This is a genomic window from Chondrinema litorale (genome assembly GCF_026250525.1).
Lineage (GTDB): Bacteria > Bacteroidota > Bacteroidia > Cytophagales > Flammeovirgaceae > Chondrinema > Chondrinema litorale.
Genome location: NZ_CP111044.1, coordinates 156298 through 172688, shown reverse-complemented (window position 1 = coordinate 172688; position 16391 = coordinate 156298). Strand labels below are relative to the sequence as shown.

Sequence of the window (16391 nt, the reverse complement as noted above, 5' to 3'; positions counted from 1 at the left end):
TGTTTTAAATATAAGATATTAGATGTAAGAAGGTTTTATAATGCTTCAAAATCAAGTCTGAAAAGGTTTTATCATTTTCTATAAAATCTATCTATAGTCTTGAAAAAAACAAGGGTAGCAAGAAGCTACCCCATTTCAATCACTCATTACCACGTCCGTTGTTCCATAAACCGATCAACATCTGAACGGGTAAGAGGTACATCCGAAGCGTTAATCTTAATCCACTTTATAAATTCATCTTTTATTTTGTCATTCCACTGGCTATCGATCTCACCTGTGGTAAATGTTCCTTCTCTAAGCATGGCATGCCCGAATTTATCTTTTAACACAATGAACTCAGCAGTGGCAATCACTTTCTCAGCTAAATGGGCAGGGATAAAAATTACACCTGCTCTTTTAGCCAAAACCAAATCACCCGGCATCACAACTGCTTGCCCGATTCTAATAGGTTTGTTTAAGCCAGTAAGCACCATATCTTGCAAAAAGGAAGGATGCCAGTCTCGCACAAAGGCATTAAACCCTTCAATTTCTGAAAGTCCATCCATATCTCTTGCAGAGCCATCGAAAACAACTCCATTTTCCGATTTAGAATAGATGGAATTTCCCAGATTACTGCCAATTAGAGTGCCACCCGCAATCTTTCCGAAGCCATCTGCTACATATACATCACCTTTGCTCAACTCATCTATCGGCCATGCATTGGTGTCTCCTATTCTACCATCTTCTTTTCCCTTGGCTTTGATGTTTTGCACTAAATCTGGGCGACTGGGCATAAATTGCGCTGTTAATGCACGCCCTGCAACTACCTTATCATCTATTGTTTTCCAGCCTCCTTCGTATTGGTTAGTATAGCCTTCATTCTTTAAAATCGTCCAAACATCTTCTACAGAAACTTTTTTAGCTCGCTCTATTAAACTTTCTGGAATTTTAGGTCTGCCATCTACAAACCTTTCTCCTTTCCATGCTGATGTTAGGTAGTTTAACTCTTCGCTCGATATGGTTTGAGCTTGTACATATTGTACAAATAGAATTGCTGGTAAAATCAGCTTCAATATGTTTTTATATCTCACTTTTATCCTTTTAAAATTCACTAATTATTCCATCGTCCACAATTGTTTCGACATACCATTCAGGTCATAGACTATCTCTCCTGCTCTAATGGTAAGCTCACAAACCAGTTTTTTATCTCCTTGCATTTTGTACCCAGAAGAGTCTACAAAGCCGAAGTTTCCTTTTTCTAATTTGAAAACTGCAATGTCTGCCACAGTTCCAACTGATAAGTGTCCGATATCTTTTTTCTGTATTACTTGTGCAGATTTCCAACTAGAAGCATTTATTACTTCTGGTAAAGTCATCCCCAGATTTAAAAATTTAGACATCACGTTGAGTAAATCTTTCATTCCGGCATTCATACTACCAGTATGCAAGTCTGTGCTGATGGTATTTGGGAAAAAACCGTTTTGAGTAGCAGGCACAGCTTGGCTGTATGCAAAGCTCCCGCCACCATGACCAACATCGAAAATCACTCCTTTCTCTTGTGCTTCTTTTACAAACTGCATCACTTCTCCATTGGCATCTACAATAGGCATTCTACCCGATACATTGGCATAAGCATGTGTGAAAATATCGCCAGATCTTAAGCGGTTAATAAGTAAATCTGCCAGAGACAAAGGTGGAATATTTCCTCCAAAATCGATCATTACAGGAATTCTAGCTCTCTTGGCAGCATCTAATGCTCTGTCTACCGGAGTCCACTCACTACCAGAGTAGTGCGCTACTTTTACACCCACAACTTCTTTGTGCTGTAAAGCAACTAGCGCTGTCATTTTAGAATCCATATCGTTTATGTTTTGCTCATATGGATGCCCGCGCATGCCTTCTCCTACAATGTTTAGAAAAGCATAAACTCTAGTTTTAGAATTATCTATTACCTGAGATTTAAAAACGGGGAAATTTTTCCAACCTGCTCCACCTGCATCTACTACCGCAGTAATTCCACATCTAAAAGTGAATCCATCTGGTGGAAGTGCCTCCAAACCATTACTGAGATAATGATTGGGTTCCGTGCCGAAAAAGTTATGAGAATGTAAATCGATTAATCCGGGAGTAATTATCAAACCTTCTGCGAGAATGACTTTATCAGCCAGATTTTGATCTATGTGCTTGGCTACTTTCGCAATGGTATCGCCAGTTATAGCAATATCCATTATTCCATCTATATTATTTTTAGGATCGATAACTCGACCTCCTTTAATAAGTGTAGTATATTGTTGTGCTGTAAGCTGGCCATAGCAAAAAATAGACAAAAGAATAATATAGATATATTTCCTTTGAAACATAATGCCTGAAATTTTATATGAAAGAAAAGGAAGCCGGATTGGCTTCCCTAAAGAAATAATAAATGATTAAACTGAAGCCTTTGTTAATGCTTCACCCAATCTTTTAGCAACGATGCGCTCCTGACCTGGAACCAACATCCACGTTGTTATACTCACAGAATTTTCTCCACCACCAGCAATCTCAATTGAAGGATGACCGTTTCTCAATTCTTCTTTTACACCATCACCAGAGATTTTTACTTTGTTGGTATCCCAAGAAATGTTTAATGTAGGTACATGGTTGGCAATTGGTGGCACATCCACTGTAGATTTTAAACCATCGATATCTTTTACTGCACTTTGAATATGAGCGATTTGATTTTCCCACATTTTCCACTCTTGCTCGTGGTCTTTAGAAAGATAGTATTCTAAAGCAGCAAGTATACCCAAAATCTCCTCTTTGTTTACCTTCATACCTCTGCCAACTGTATTACCTCTTGGAGCCGCACTTAATCTAGCAGCAGCTACATATTCTTTTTTACCTAGCAGTAAACCAGCACTTTGTGGACCACGCAAACCTTTACCTCCTGAAAAACATACCAGATCAAAACCCATTTGTGTGTATTTCCAAAGGTTTTCAACTGGTGGTACATCCGCAGCACAGTCGTTCATTGTCGGAATGTTGTGTTTCTTAGCGATCTTCACAAACTCTTCCACTTGAATTTTACCATCGAAGTTATTCGCATTCACAAAGAACATCATCGCTGTTTCTTTGTTGATTGCTTTTTCTAATTCGGCAGCAGTTTCAACAAAAATCACGTTTACGCCGCAATTTTTCAAAGCATGTGCATAAGGGATGTCATGCGCCTTTTGCATGATTACTTCGGTTTTCATGCCAGTGCCTTTTAAGTGTGGAAGTTGGCCTGCTTTCACCTCATCCATACCAGTTAAAACTCCCGCAGTACCCAAAGTAATTGCTGATGCTGCTCCCGAAGTAACTGTTGCCGCTTCGCATTTTACTAATGATGCGATTCTTTCGCCAACCTTATCTTGTAGGTCATCTAAGATTACATAATCTTGGGTAGCATACATAATTGCTTCTTTTACTTCATCTAACATCAAAGACCCAGTCATAGAAGTATAAGTTCCGGCTGCGTTAATAAAAGTACGTACCCCTAACTCTTTAAAATAATCGCGAGCCGGACTTAGTAAACTTTTAGCTTGTAATGGACCTGTAGCCAATGTAGTTACACCTCCCACCAATGGTAAAGCTGTGAGATGCTTTAATATTTCTCTTCTTTTAAACATTATGATTTTAATTTTTTTGACAATAAAAGACTAGCCTGCAAACCATTTTCATGGTTTCAGTATCCCAATTCTATAAAGTGGTTTGCAGGTGTTTTAAATGATTAGTAAATGTGCTTTTTAGACAGCCGCAATGCAATCAATTTCTACCAAAGAATCTCCGGGAACACCTCCGTAAACAGCAACTGTTGTACGCACTGGAGGCTTATCTCCGAACCTTCCTCTATATTCTTCATTCATTGCATGGTAATCGCTCAAATCATGCAGGTAAACATTCACTTTTACCACTTTCTCCATAGACGAACCCGCTTTTTTCAATTCTGCTTCAAGTTCATCTAACACATGTTTTGTATGCGCTTTTACATCACCTTCAAAATGAGCTCCTTTACCAGCGATAAATACAAATCCGCCATGTTTAACTGCACTCGAAAACAATGGAACTTCGTCGTTTTTAACTACTCCGTAAACTAGTTTTTCACCATTGTTCTCTTCCAGTTTTTCAGCATTTGCAGTAGTTACTATTCCAAGACCTGCTAAGCTCGCTAAAGAAGTCCCAATTTTTTTTATTAGTGATCTGCGTTCTGATTTCATTTGTAATTGCATGAATTAAATAATAATTGTATTGTAGATTGTAAGATTAAAAGGTGGGTGGATGCTTTATTCAGCATCCCACCATACTCTGGTTGTAAAGTCGTTACCGCCAATTCTATTTACCGCTTCAGCCCAGTTGGTTGCGTTTAATGTCTCTTCATCTGGCGGATAGATTAATCTTCTTGGAATGGTGCCATTCGTAATATTACCCGGAACACTTACAGGTGTTAAAAGTGGATAACCTGATCTTCTCCAGTTTGAATAAATCTCTGTTTCGTCTGGGAAAAGCGACACCCAATACTGCGTGTTAATTTGCTCCAACTTCTCTTCTGTTGTTCCAGTTGAAAAAGGATTTTGAGCTAGGTAAGCATTAATTTTACTGTCAGAGATATACCCTGCTGATGCATCGTACAAAGACCAATTTCTCATAGAAGCACTTACTGCATTTTCGTATGCATCTTCTGCTGAGATTGTGCTACTCCAACCTTTTACAGCAGCTTCGGCAAGCAATAAGTTGGTTTCTGCATTGGTCATTACCAAAAATGGAGATTCGTATTTTAATAAGGTATTAGGATTTGGTTCTGAATATGAACCATAGTTTTCGGGAGCACTGCCACCAATAAGTCCATTTGGCATACCAGATTGAATCGCAGCAGAAGTATCTGCCACTCCGTTTATCCAAACAATTGACAAAACATTTAATCTTGGGTCGTTGGTTTCTTTTAGGTATGAGATAAAAGTTTCTGCTAATTTGCCACCTTCTTTGTTACTCACTCCGTCGCCAGTTCCGTAATCGTTGCTCAATAAACCATAAGCAACCGGATTGTAATTAAATGTCTGTGGGCCATCAGTATAAGGAATCGATGCAACATCGGCATCGTCCATAATTACTCCACCAGCAATTGCTTTTTGCACCCAAGTTTGAGAAGTAGAAGCATCAACTTTAGATAATCTTGACCCTAATCTCAGCATAAGAGAATAAGCAAACTTTCTCCACTGAACTGTATTTCCACTGTAGATTAAATCTGCATCTCCAAAAGAAGCTTTAGAATCATCCAATGCAAGTGCCGCTTCTTCTAGTTCACTTAACAGGTCAGTGTAAATAGAGCTTTGCTCATCGTACTTTGGCGTATAGATAGTACTTGTATAACCCATTGCCGCCTCAGAATAAGGAATATCGCCATATAAATCAGTAATTTTATGCATTACATACACCTTCCAAATTCTAGCAATAGAAAGTAAATTAACTTGTTCTGGGTCTTCTTCAACGGCTTTGATTACTTCAGCAATCTCATTAACTGCATTCGGGAAAATACCATTGAAATAATCGTAAGGATAGCCACCTTGAGACCAAGTATATCTGTCTCCTAAACTCGGAACATCTTTGTAGGTCGCGAAATGTTGCATAAATCCACCCGCACAAATTACATTGGTCGCATAGTACTGGCAATCAATCGCATCTAACTGTGCTTTAGTAAAAATATACTCGGCAGTGGGTTCATTTACTGCGTCTGGGTTATTGTTTAGTTCTTCAAAACCTTCGTCACAAGACTGAAGCCCGATTAAGAGAACAGCCAAAAGACTATATATAATTTTAAATAAATTTTTCATTTTAGTTATCCTTTGAAGTGTGGATTAATTAAAATTTAACTTTCAAGTTGAAACCGAAGCTGCGTGTACGTGGCAATGCAAAAGATTCGAAACCTTGAGCATTTCCGTTGGTGTGGCTAGTTTCTGGATCGAAGTTTTCAGTTTTACGATAAAGGATAGCCAGATTTCGTGCAACAAAAGACAATGAAGCAGATTGAATTTTAGCAGCCTTTAAAAATTCTTTAGGGATATTATATCCTAAAATTACCTGGCGCAATTTGACAAAACTTCCATCGAAAGTGTTGAGTACAGAGTAGTTTTTCTGATTATCGTAGTACAATCTGAATGCATCAGAATCGTAGTCGATGTGGCTTGTATATGGATTTCCTTCTTCATCAACACCTTCTAAATCAAGACCATTTTCTCTACCTTCCAAGGTGTTTTCAAGTAATCCGAAACGCATGGCATAAGTGTTCATTACAGAGAATACTTTGTTGCCAAATTTGCCATCTAGCAATACACTTAATGATAATCTTTTATAATTGAATGTGTTGGTTAAACCCATTGTAAGCGGAGGTACACCTTGACCTAACTCAACCAATTCTGATCTTACAGGATAACCTGATGTAGAGTTGAAAACGATATCTCCATTATCATTTCTAAGCATATCGTACCCTTTAATAATTCCGTAAGGTCTTCCAATATCATTATAAACACCTGCCCAACCTCCTACACTGCTCGACATTTGGATGGTATTTAAACCCTCTGCCAATTTGGTGATTTCACTTTGGTTATAAGCAAAATTGTAACTCACATCCCAAATAAATCCTTTTGCATTTACTGGTGTAGCAGTTAATAAAACTTCTATACCTTTATTTTGGAGCTCTCCTACATTTAACTGCGCATAGCTGTAACCCGAAGTAATTGGAATAGCAGTATTTACAATATCATCAGAGGTTTTTCTATTGTAGTATGCAATGTCGAAACCAAGTGCACCATTAAATAATTTACCCTCTAAACCTAATTCGTAAGTAGTTGAGGTTAAAGGTCTTAAGTTAGGATCGGTAATGGTACTAGAAGTAACATTTTGTATTGCCTGTCCTGCATGACCACCTTGAACCATACTATAAGTTAGATTTACTGCATAAGGGTCTGGAATTGCACCACCCACTTGTGCCCATGAACCTCTTAGTTTAGCATAACTAATGGCTCCTGGTAGATCAAAAGCTTCTGAAAGTACTAAGCTACCTCCTATTGAAGGATAGAAGATGGTGTTATTATCTAAACTTAAAGTAGAAAACCAATCTTGACGTCCTGTAAGACTTAAGTATGCAATGCCTTTGTAATCTAAATCTAATGAACCAAATACTGAGTTAGTTTCTGTTTTTTGATAATTAGGTGTATTGGTAATAGAAGTTAGGTTGGTATAACTATAAAAATATGGCAATATAAATTGGGTACCGTCTATGCTAGTTTCATCTTGTGTAAAAATACGCTTGTTTGCACCCACCATTAATGTTGCATCAAATACATTGTTAAATGATTTGTGATAATTAAGGTTTGCCATGGCGTTTGTCTCAGAAACAACAGACTTTAAGCCATGATATTCACCTGAACCGGGAATAGCAAGATACTGCGTACCTGTAGGAATAATACCAACAAAATTAAAATTATAAAAATCTCGGCTTACAGTTCCTTTTACATATAAATCATCCAAAATATCATACTTCACACTGGTCATCCCGATGAATCTATTCTTCTCATCTTTTGTCTGATACCTGTTGATGATGAAGTATGGATTAGTTGCATAAGGAGTTTCGTTCCAAACAAACTCATCTCCATTTTCTAAATAGCCTGGTGAAAGTTGCGTCGCATTTACAGTGTTAGCAAGCATTAAAATCCAGTTCGGATTACCGTTTGCATCGCCCGCCATGGTTCTGTTATGTACTTCTTCTAAATTATATTGAGCAGAAGCTTCAATTGTTATTCTTTCTCCGAGTTGACCACTTAAACTTAAGTTGGCTATTTTTTTATTTAATGAAGAGTTCGGCAAGATACCTTCATTATCCATATTGGAAACAGAAAGTCTGTAGTTTAAATCTTCAGAACCTCCTGTTAACGCTATGGTGTTAGTAAAAGTAGTACCTGTGCGGTAAAACTCCTTGATATTATCTTTTACATTTACTGCAGAATAAGGGTGCATTTCTCCATCTAAAGACATGTAATCTTGCCCATCAATTTTAGCTCCCCAAGAGTGTCTACCCCAACTGATAGCCTCTGTTTGAGTAGTTGGCTTTCTACCTAGTTTACCATGACCATATTCATACTGGAATTTTTGTGGGAAAATGGCAGGTGTTTCAAATGTAAATGTTGAGTTATACTCTACACCTATACCTTGTCGTGCAGCTCCTTTTTTTGTAGTGATAAGAATTACGCCATTCGCAGCTCTTGCTCCGTAAAGTGCAGCAGCCGTTCCTCCTTTAAGTACACTTATACTTTCTATATCGTCTGGATTGATACCAGAAATACCATCTCCACGGTCGATATTAAGGCCACCACCATTAGCAGATGGGCTTCCACCAGGATTGCTATTATCTATAGGCATGCCGTTTACTACATACAAAGGTTGGTTATTACCATTTAAAGAACCATTACCTCTAATAATAACTCTACTCGAACCACCGGGCCCAGTAGAAAGTCCAGTTGCGTTTACACCGGCAATTTTACCCGTTAATGCATTTGCTACATTTATTTCTCTAGCTTGTGTAAACTCCTCTCCTTTTACCTCTGTTACCGAATAAGCCAAAGCACTTTTAGATTTCTCAATACCTAAAGCCGTTACTACAATTTCATTAAGTGTTTGAGCTTCAGATTCCATTACCACATCTATAACTGTTTGATTACCAATTGCATACTCTTTGGCCTTATATCCTATAAAAGAAAAAATAAGCGTACCATTTACATTTTCAGCAGGAATTGAAAGTGAATAACTACCGTAGATATCTGTAGTGGTTCCTAATTTTGTACCCTTTAATAAAACGTTAACTCCGGGCAGCGATTGACCGTCTGCGCCATCTGTTACTTTACCAGTAATAACGAGTTGTTGGTTATCTTCAATTATTAATTCATCAACAGTAGGGTACTTATCTTTATCATCTAAATCGACATAGATGTTTCCATTTATTCTTTTAAATCTTAAGCCTGATTTTCTGGCTATTTCACTTAAAATATCTCCTAAAGACTGCTGTTGAGCATTTATTGTAATTCTATCTTTATCTTCTATAATACTTTTATAATATGAAAACTTAAATGAAGTAGTAGTCTCAATTTTATTAAAAACATCTGCTAGTTGAGCGTCTTCTTCTATCAGAGTTAAATAAATTTCATTGAGGCTTGCGCTTTGGCCATTGCCATCATTAGCAAGCATTACTCCTGTAAGTGCCAATTGTATTATTATGCCATAAAATACAAACCGGGACATCCTTAAAATTTGTTTAAGTAAATACTTATTCATAATATTAAATGATTTTTGAAATAGAAAATCTGTTCCTGTGTGAGGGGAGACGGCAAATCAGATCCTCACCAGGTTTTTTAGTAAGTCGGCAAAAGAAAGGAAGTCAACTATAAAAACAGAGTCTTTATAACTGGTTTCAATAATAGAAAGTCCCTCACTTTTATGGTAAGCACTAGGATAAGTAACGTTACTTTCTTGTGGTGTTTATTGGATGTTTATGGCTGAAATAAATGAATATTTCTATGTATTCTGGTTAATATTATTCTTTGTTGTAAATGTAAAGCTTCCCTTCTTTCCACTCATATCTAAATCTGGAAGCATAACTTAAACCCGCCAACACAGTCTCTAAAGACTCATTCTCATACCTACCCATGTAATTCTTTCTGTCAGGCTTATAGTTTACATTGATTATTTCTACTCCGTACCAATCAGAAAGTGCTTTAATCACATCTTCAAAAGCAGCATTGTCTATAATAAGCACCCCATCTTTCCAAGCAAATTCTTTCTCCCAATTATCTATTTCTAATGCCTCGTGCTTATTGGTTTCTTTGTTGTAAATCACTTTCTGTCCTTTTAGCAACTTCTCTTCATATACTCCTGCTTTACTCACTTTTACGATACCTGTTGCCACAGCGACGTTTACATTGTTATTTCCTTTATAGCCACTTACTTTAAAAGAAGTACCCAATACCTTTACTTCATGGTCTTCTGTTTTTACAATAAATGGCTTTCCGTTTTTTTCAACTTCAAAAAATGCTTCTCCTTGTAAATAGATAACTCGTTCCTTTTGTGTATTAAATTGTTGAGCAAAACGAATTGATGAAGCCGAATTCAATATAACTGTAGATTTATCGGGTAAAGTAATTGTTTTCTTTCTTCCCTTATAAGTGTTTTTCTCAACAAATGCTATTTCTTCAATTGTATTTTGAGCAGAATTCAACCCTTCATAAAATTTCAGAAAAACTATCGAAACAATAATTAATGGTAAAATTACTGCTACAAGTTTAAACCATTGTTTTTGCCAAAGGTGCAATCCATCTCCATTAATAACATTGTACACGCTGTTATTTTCATCTAAATTTAGATCTTTAAGAATAGATTCCCATTGCTCTGCTTTTAGATCGCGAAAGATATCTAGCTTTGGTGTTTCCTGTTCAAAATCTGTTCTTACGAATTCTTTTAATACTTTCTCATTTTTATTTTTTGCAAGCCAATCAAACACCTTTTTCTTTTCAATTTCGGTGCATTTTCCATCAAAAAACCTTTGCAACAAATCATTAATTTCTGAATTACTATTGTCTTGCATATATATTATAAAATTGTATTAAGTAGTGTTGTTAAGGTCTGTACTATTATATATCCCATTTCCCCCTAACCACCCCTATTGGGTTTTAAAAAAAAGTTGGTTTTTTTCTGAAAATTAAAATCGAATATCAGAATTAAAAGACCAAAAATTGTATAAATAACTGATATTCAGCACCTTGGAAGGTAACGATTTAGATAACATATTTTCCTGTTTTTTATAAACATTTATTCTTACTTAGCAATTAATTTAATCAAAGCTATTAAAATATTCATAGCGCATTGTTTAATAAATAGTTAGTAGTCTTTTGTTTTGTATTTATTTTTTGAAAGATTAATTTATAATTTCTAAAGTATGTATGGAAAGTTAAATCTTTTTCCTAACTTGGAATTTAAAGTGAATTATTAGCATAATTTCCATATGAGCAATAATGAAGTAGCTCTTTTAAAGGCAGGCGATATTAAAGCCTTTAAACAAGTTTATGATACCAATTGGGATCGGTTATTTAGAATTTCATATAAATATTTACAAAACAAACAGGATGCTGAAGAAGCCGTTCATGATATATTTACGACTTTTTGGAAATACAGAAACAATTTGGATGTAAACCAGGGGATTCATGGTTATTTACTTAAGATTACCCAAACGACTTTACTTAAAATAGTTCGTAGAAAGAAAATTGAATATGTTTCTTATCCACATGAAAATATTGTTTCTTCAAATCTTACGGAAAATGAAGTGATAATTAGAAACTTAGAAGAATATTCTAGCAGTTTAATCGATGAATTACCTGAAAAAAGAAAGCTCATATTTCAAATGAGTCGCAATGAAGGAATGAGTTATGATGAAATTGCAAAACAACTTAATATTTCTAAAAAGACAGTCGAAAACCAGATGAGTGCTGCCTTAAAGTTCTTGCGAAAGAAATTAAGTGCTTCGATAATTATTACTACAATAACTATTCTATCTCATATTTTTTAATCAACCAATAAAAAAGTGATACCTTAAATAAAGAACCACTTTTTTAGGGCTAGTCAATATATTATTAATTATACATATAGATTCTTATCTAAATAAGCATTTCTAAATTTACCTTCAGGATCGTACTTTTTAGTAAGGTTTAAGAAATCTTCCATCTTCTCGTATCTACTATGTAAAACCTCAGGGTTAATTGTAAACAATTTCCCCCAGTGAGGCACTACTCCAAATGGAGCAAGCTCCTGCTCTATTACCGGAAGTAATTTGTTAACCTCTGGTCCTCTCGGCTTCCAAGTAAAGTGGAAAGCAATTATATCTTTTTTATAAGCTGGACTCAACCAAAGCTCATCGGCAGCAATACTACGTATTTCAGAAATAAATAAATGTGGTGAAATTACAGCTTTCTTAGCTTCTATGGCTTTTAAAGCTTCTACTGCGTTTTCCATTGGTACAAAAAACTCAGATTGAAGCTCGTCTCCACTGCTTGGTGTAAATCCCATTTTAAAATGTGGCAATCTTTCGTACCAAGGTCCGGCAACACCCATTTGAGCTGTGCAATTCTCTGCTGAAAGTGCCGTAATTGGGTGTAAGTCTTTGGTAGCTGCTTTTGCACCATAATAATCGTTGCCTAAGTCAGCTAATCCATCAGTTACTTTGCGCTTAACCCAAACCTGACTCACTTTGTCATTCAACCAATCTGTGAACAAGCTCACACTGTAACCAGCAGACATTATGGCTTCAAAATTCTCAATCGCAGAAGCTAGTGGCAATTCTTGTAAAACATCTTGACGAACCTGATAAGTATCTTCAACTTCTAGAGTTACTCGGCTGATGATGCCTAAAGCACCAATATTTACTACCACCCCATTAAACTCCGGATCCCCTTTAGCGAATTTCACCAATTCTCCACTAGGAGTAATTAATTCGAGACCCACAACCGCACTAGACAAATTGCCATTTTTAACTCCTGAACCATGCGTTGCGGTTGCACAAGCGCCAACAACAGAAATGTGAGGCAAAGAGGCAAGATTATGTAAAGCAAAACCGGCTTCATCTAATGGGTTAGCCAAATCGCCGTATCGAATGCCACTTTCTACAGTTACTGTCTTGGCATCTTTGTCAATAGAAACTACCTTGTTGAGCTTCTCTGTAGAAATCTGGTTTAATGGACTGTCTGCAATGTTATTAAAGCAATGTTTTGACCCTAAAGCTTTTTGGGTATCGAGTGTTTTTACAAGTTCTTGTAGTTCTTCTACTGATTCGGGAGTATGAAGTTTAGGAGCTTTATAAGTGTAATTACCTGCCCAATTCGTTCTTGCAGTGGCCATTTCAACTTCGGGTTTTGTAGTTTCAGTTCCGGCACTTTTTGAATTTGAGTTGCATGAAATCATTGGAGCAATTAAACTTCCGGCAACCAAAGTCGATGATGTTTTTAAAAATTGTTTTCTCTTCATATTTACCAAGTGTTTTCAACTTAATTCTTGACCTAATAGCCAATCTTTTTCTGATAGTTAATTTTGACTATTCTCACCTAATATATTTAGATAATCTAACTATCACTAATCAGTTTGTTGAAAACACACTCAAAAAGCGTTTCTAAGCGATATACATCCACAGAATACGCGACATTCTGAAATTAAAAGGCCAAAGCGCAAAAATTAATAACATCAATAAATATCCGATATGTTTGATAGAAATATCAGCAAAATTGCCTAATACAACTACTAGCAACATTTCTATAATACATAAAGCATAACTTATGTACATTGCTCCTGTAAAATAACCTGGTTCTTTCTCGTACCTATAATTACAATGTGTGCAACGTTCATTCATTTTAGGAGCTTTAAATAAAAGGACATTCCCTTTTGAATAAAAAGCATGAGACTCTCCACATTTAGGACATTTTTCTTCGATTATATTTCTCAATATAGGCTTCATAGCTCAATAAGTAAGTTTTACTGCTACAAAGCTCAAGTTTAAAAAGTAATTTTGCATTGAACGATTGTTGCCATTACTTGTACTATTAAGACATTTATGGAAAGGCTTAGTATTTTAGATATTAAAGATTTTGAATATAAAGAAGCTCTTAAAGATTTTTATTGCAATAACTTTAGTGCTCATTTAGAACTACACCATAAAGATATTACCATACCTCATAAGCATAATTTTTTTCTAACAGTAATTTTCACAAAAGGAAATGGCATTCATGAAATAGACTTTGAAAGGTATGAAATTAAACCGGGTAGTGTTTTTATGCTAAATCCGGGTCAAACACACTATTGGGAACTTTCTAGCGATATTGAAGGTATCATATTTTTTCACTCCCAAGAATTTTTTGATTTGGCACTTACCAGTCAAAGTATCTTCGAATTTCCTTTCTTTTATTCACTGCTAAATCCATCTGTTTTAAACTTAGAAGCAAAAGATGCTCAAAGAATTTATATACTTTTTGAGCAATTGCTAGAAGAGTATAGCAATAGAAGTTTCTATACAATCCAAAAGATAAAGTCCATTCTCAATTTAATTTATATTGAATTGAGCAGGAAATACCTCGCAACAACAGAAGTATCTAAATCAAATTCAGGCTATTTAAGAAAACTTGAAACACTTATTGAAGCAAACTATAAGGTTGAGAAGCTGCCTACATTTTATGCGGAAAAGTTAAGCATTACCACAAGGCACTTAAATCGTTTGGTTCAACAATCTTTAGGAAAGACTACTTCTCAATTAATTATCGAGAGAATAATTTTGGAAGCCAAAAGAATGATAATTTATGTTTCTGGCTCCCTTTCACAAATATCTTACGAATTGGGTTACGAAGATTATGCTTATTTCTCCAGAGTCTTTAAAAAATGGACAGGAGAAACACCTTTAGAATTTAGTGAGAAATATAAATCTAAAAGCAATACTTAATCTGCTGCATATTCCAATTTAAAATTGTTAAAAACTGCACTGTTATCACCAGTAACTGAGTCTGATTTCACAAACAAACCTGTTTTCATTCCCCAAGACCACCAAGCTAGATTATCGCCAATTACTTTTCCAGTTTCGTCTAACTTATTAGTTAATGGTATCCAATTGTTACCATCTTCGCTATAAGAAAAATCAATTATGTGAGCATCAGAAGCATATGCTTTCAAATAGATACTTTCAGTATTAGATAATGTGATTTTGTTTAGCTCTTCAAATTGAAAGTCTTTTGTTTTCCATAAAACAAGTTCGTTTCCTTTTACACCGAAACCCAAATTGTTTGCATTGGTCGCATAAAACACGATTCCCTTAAGAGCTTCGGTTTGCTTAGCTAATTGAGTGGTAATTGAAAAGTTAGCATATTCTGGAATCACACAAATAGCTGCCACACTTGGTTTGTTTTCAGTGACAGTTTCATCTGTTAGCTTAAGCTTATCATCTTTAAACTCAGTATTAAATGCATAACTCGGTATATCATAATGCCACCAGTTTTCTAATTTACCAGTTGCGAATTGATCGTTTATATCTGCTTTCAATACAGTTTTATCTATCTTTTCAGCATCAATGTTAAATTTTGGCCAGCCATTTTCTGTATCCCAAGTCATTTCGCTTAATAAGCTTGCTCTCCCTAAATAGGGAAAACCATCTATTGGATACGCATGATACAGGTAAAACCATTTAGCACCTGCTTTAAAAGCAGTACCATGTCCAGGACATTTCCATGAATCGTTACTATCGAGAATAGGATTAGCGGAAAACTTTTCCCAAGGACCCATCATCGTTTTTGCTCTGGCAACACCAACTTGGTAGTCGCAACCTGCACCACAGCAAGCATTTCCTGAATAAAGCATATATAAATAGTCTCCATGCTTGACAATGCATTGGCCTTCTATGCCACCTCGTTCCCAATTTTCAGTATCGGCTGTTAAAATTTGGAATGCATCTCCTTTTAAAGCAAGACCATCTTCCGTCAGTTCTGAGCCTAATAATTGAATTGGCTTATCTGGGTTTAATCCGTAAGCTTTCCAAGTTATGTAAAGTTTACCCTCTTCATTATATACAAAGGCATCAATCGCTTCACTGCCCCACTCTATAATTTGCCCTTTGTCTTCAAAGCCTTTGGTAATATCATCAGTAACGGCAACACCAATACCAGATACTCCATCTGTTCTTCGTGCTGTGTAATAGCAATAAAATTTACCATTATGGTAAAATAGCTCTGGTGCCCAATAGCTATTGATTGTCCATTCTGGAGGTTTACTAAACACATAATTTACAAATGTCCAGTTAATTAAGTCTGTCGATTTGTAAATTGGATAAATTGGTCCCCAATCGTTAGATGAACCGCAAGCATAATAGACACCATTAACCTCTATAATTGACGGATCGGGCAATTCTCCAGCAATTACTTGTTTTTGAGAAACAGCTATACTTTCAGTTGATACTTCTTTTGGTTGGGTACAATTTGTTAAAAAAATTGCAATAATTACTGCTAAAAAAATTTTGTTGGTAATAATCAGAGTATGCTTCACTTTTCTTTTTATTTGTTTAGTAAATTGATAAAAATAGGTTGAATATAAATAGTCAAAAAATTAGCTTTATGTAACTAAGCATGAATGCTGCTTTTAATGAGATAACTCGATTTATTTTTCTACCAAATAATTTACATGAAGTAGTTTATTATTTATCAAATTCAAATATAAACCCGAAATTGATGTGTTTACTAAATATCAATTTTAATGGAACTTTTTTTAAAATCTTCTTCATATTGCCTGTGGAGAAGATTTGGGATTAACCAAAATTTGGATTTTCCTCTTGAAAT

Annotated in this window: 12 protein-coding genes; 2 read left to right on the top strand and 10 right to left on the bottom strand. The window is 35.5% G+C overall.

Annotation, left to right across the window (positions count from 1 at the left end):
• Positions 1–146: 146 nt before the first annotated feature.
• From OQ292_RS21035 to OQ292_RS21005, 7 genes are all read right to left on the bottom strand, one after another.
• Entirely contained in the window at positions 147–1070 is a 924-nt protein-coding gene (locus tag OQ292_RS21035; RefSeq protein ID WP_284686402.1) for an RraA family protein, read from the bottom strand.
• Positions 1071–1094: 24 nt separating this feature from the next.
• The gene (locus OQ292_RS21030; protein WP_284686401.1) at positions 1095–2339 is read right to left on the bottom strand and encodes an amidohydrolase/deacetylase family metallohydrolase; all 1245 of its coding nucleotides are present in this window, start codon (positions 2337–2339) and stop codon (positions 1095–1097) included.
• A 66-nt stretch (positions 2340–2405) separates the two neighbouring features.
• Complete coding sequence (locus OQ292_RS21025; RefSeq protein ID WP_284686400.1) at positions 2406–3626, bottom strand: aminotransferase class V-fold PLP-dependent enzyme; 1221 nt, start codon at positions 3624–3626, stop codon at positions 2406–2408.
• 117 nt (positions 3627–3743) lie between these two features.
• Positions 3744–4214: a RidA family protein gene (locus tag OQ292_RS21020; protein ID WP_284686399.1), complete on the bottom strand. Its 471-nt coding sequence runs from the start codon at positions 4212–4214 to the stop codon at positions 3744–3746.
• Positions 4215–4280: 66 nt separating this feature from the next.
• A complete protein-coding gene (locus OQ292_RS21015) occupies positions 4281–5825 on the bottom strand; it encodes a SusD/RagB family nutrient-binding outer membrane lipoprotein (protein ID WP_284686398.1) in 1545 nt (514 codons plus the stop codon).
• Positions 5826–5853: 28 nt separating this feature from the next.
• A complete protein-coding gene (locus tag OQ292_RS21010; RefSeq protein WP_284686397.1) occupies positions 5854–9285 on the bottom strand; it encodes a SusC/RagA family TonB-linked outer membrane protein in 3432 nt (1143 codons plus the stop codon).
• 292 nt (positions 9286–9577) lie between these two features.
• Positions 9578–10624, bottom strand: coding sequence for a FecR family protein (locus OQ292_RS21005; RefSeq protein WP_284686396.1), 1047 nt, complete (start codon positions 10622–10624; stop codon positions 9578–9580).
• A gap of 417 nt (positions 10625–11041) precedes the next feature.
• Between OQ292_RS21005 and OQ292_RS21000 the strand changes: the two genes are divergently transcribed.
• The gene (locus OQ292_RS21000) at positions 11042–11602 is read left to right on the top strand and encodes an RNA polymerase sigma-70 factor (protein ID WP_284686395.1); all 561 of its coding nucleotides are present in this window, start codon (positions 11042–11044) and stop codon (positions 11600–11602) included.
• Between the two features lie 68 nt (positions 11603–11670).
• Here the strand turns inward: OQ292_RS21000 and OQ292_RS20995 are convergent, their stop codons facing one another.
• Together OQ292_RS20995 and OQ292_RS20990 are read right to left on the bottom strand one after the other, a co-directional pair.
• On the bottom strand, positions 11671–13053 hold the full coding sequence (locus tag OQ292_RS20995) for an FAD-binding protein (RefSeq protein WP_284686394.1): 1383 nt from the start codon (positions 13051–13053) through the stop codon (positions 11671–11673).
• A gap of 142 nt (positions 13054–13195) precedes the next feature.
• A complete protein-coding gene (locus OQ292_RS20990) occupies positions 13196–13537 on the bottom strand; it encodes a zinc ribbon domain-containing protein (protein WP_284686393.1) in 342 nt (113 codons plus the stop codon).
• Positions 13538–13633: 96 nt separating this feature from the next.
• Here OQ292_RS20990 and OQ292_RS20985 point away from each other — a divergent pair, with 96 nt between their 5' ends.
• Positions 13634–14512: an AraC family transcriptional regulator gene (locus OQ292_RS20985; protein ID WP_284686392.1), complete on the top strand. Its 879-nt coding sequence runs from the start codon at positions 13634–13636 to the stop codon at positions 14510–14512.
• Here the strand turns inward: OQ292_RS20985 and OQ292_RS20980 are convergent.
• Positions 14509–16101, bottom strand: a complete 1593-nt coding sequence (locus tag OQ292_RS20980) for a family 43 glycosylhydrolase (RefSeq protein WP_284686391.1) — start codon at positions 16099–16101, stop codon at positions 14509–14511. The two genes, OQ292_RS20985 and OQ292_RS20980, sit on opposite strands and share 4 nt — an antisense overlap.
• Positions 16102–16391: the final 290 nt, after the last annotated feature.

What these genes read in the sequence shown, in the direction of transcription:
- OQ292_RS21030 (WP_284686401.1), bottom strand. Translation starts at nt 2,339, where the DNA reads ATGTTTCAAAGGAAATATATCTATATTATTCTTTTGTCTATTTTTTGC.
- OQ292_RS21025 (WP_284686400.1), bottom strand. Translation starts at nt 3,626, where the DNA reads ATGTTTAAAAGAAGAGAAATATTAAAGCATCTCACAGCTTTACCATTG.
- OQ292_RS21020 (WP_284686399.1), bottom strand. Translation starts at nt 4,214, where the DNA reads ATGAAATCAGAACGCAGATCACTAATAAAAAAAATTGGGACTTCTTTA.
- OQ292_RS21015 (WP_284686398.1), bottom strand. Translation starts at nt 5,825, where the DNA reads ATGAAAAATTTATTTAAAATTATATATAGTCTTTTGGCTGTTCTCTTA.
- OQ292_RS21010 (WP_284686397.1), bottom strand. Translation starts at nt 9,285, where the DNA reads ATGTCCCGGTTTGTATTTTATGGCATAATAATACAATTGGCACTTACA.
- OQ292_RS21005 (WP_284686396.1), bottom strand. Translation starts at nt 10,624, where the DNA reads ATGCAAGACAATAGTAATTCAGAAATTAATGATTTGTTGCAAAGGTTT.
- OQ292_RS21000 (WP_284686395.1), top strand. Translation starts at nt 11,042, where the DNA reads ATGAGCAATAATGAAGTAGCTCTTTTAAAGGCAGGCGATATTAAAGCC.
- OQ292_RS20995 (WP_284686394.1), bottom strand. Translation starts at nt 13,053, where the DNA reads ATGAAGAGAAAACAATTTTTAAAAACATCATCGACTTTGGTTGCCGGA.
- OQ292_RS20990 (WP_284686393.1), bottom strand. Translation starts at nt 13,537, where the DNA reads ATGAAGCCTATATTGAGAAATATAATCGAAGAAAAATGTCCTAAATGT.
- OQ292_RS20985 (WP_284686392.1), top strand. Translation starts at nt 13,634, where the DNA reads ATGGAAAGGCTTAGTATTTTAGATATTAAAGATTTTGAATATAAAGAA.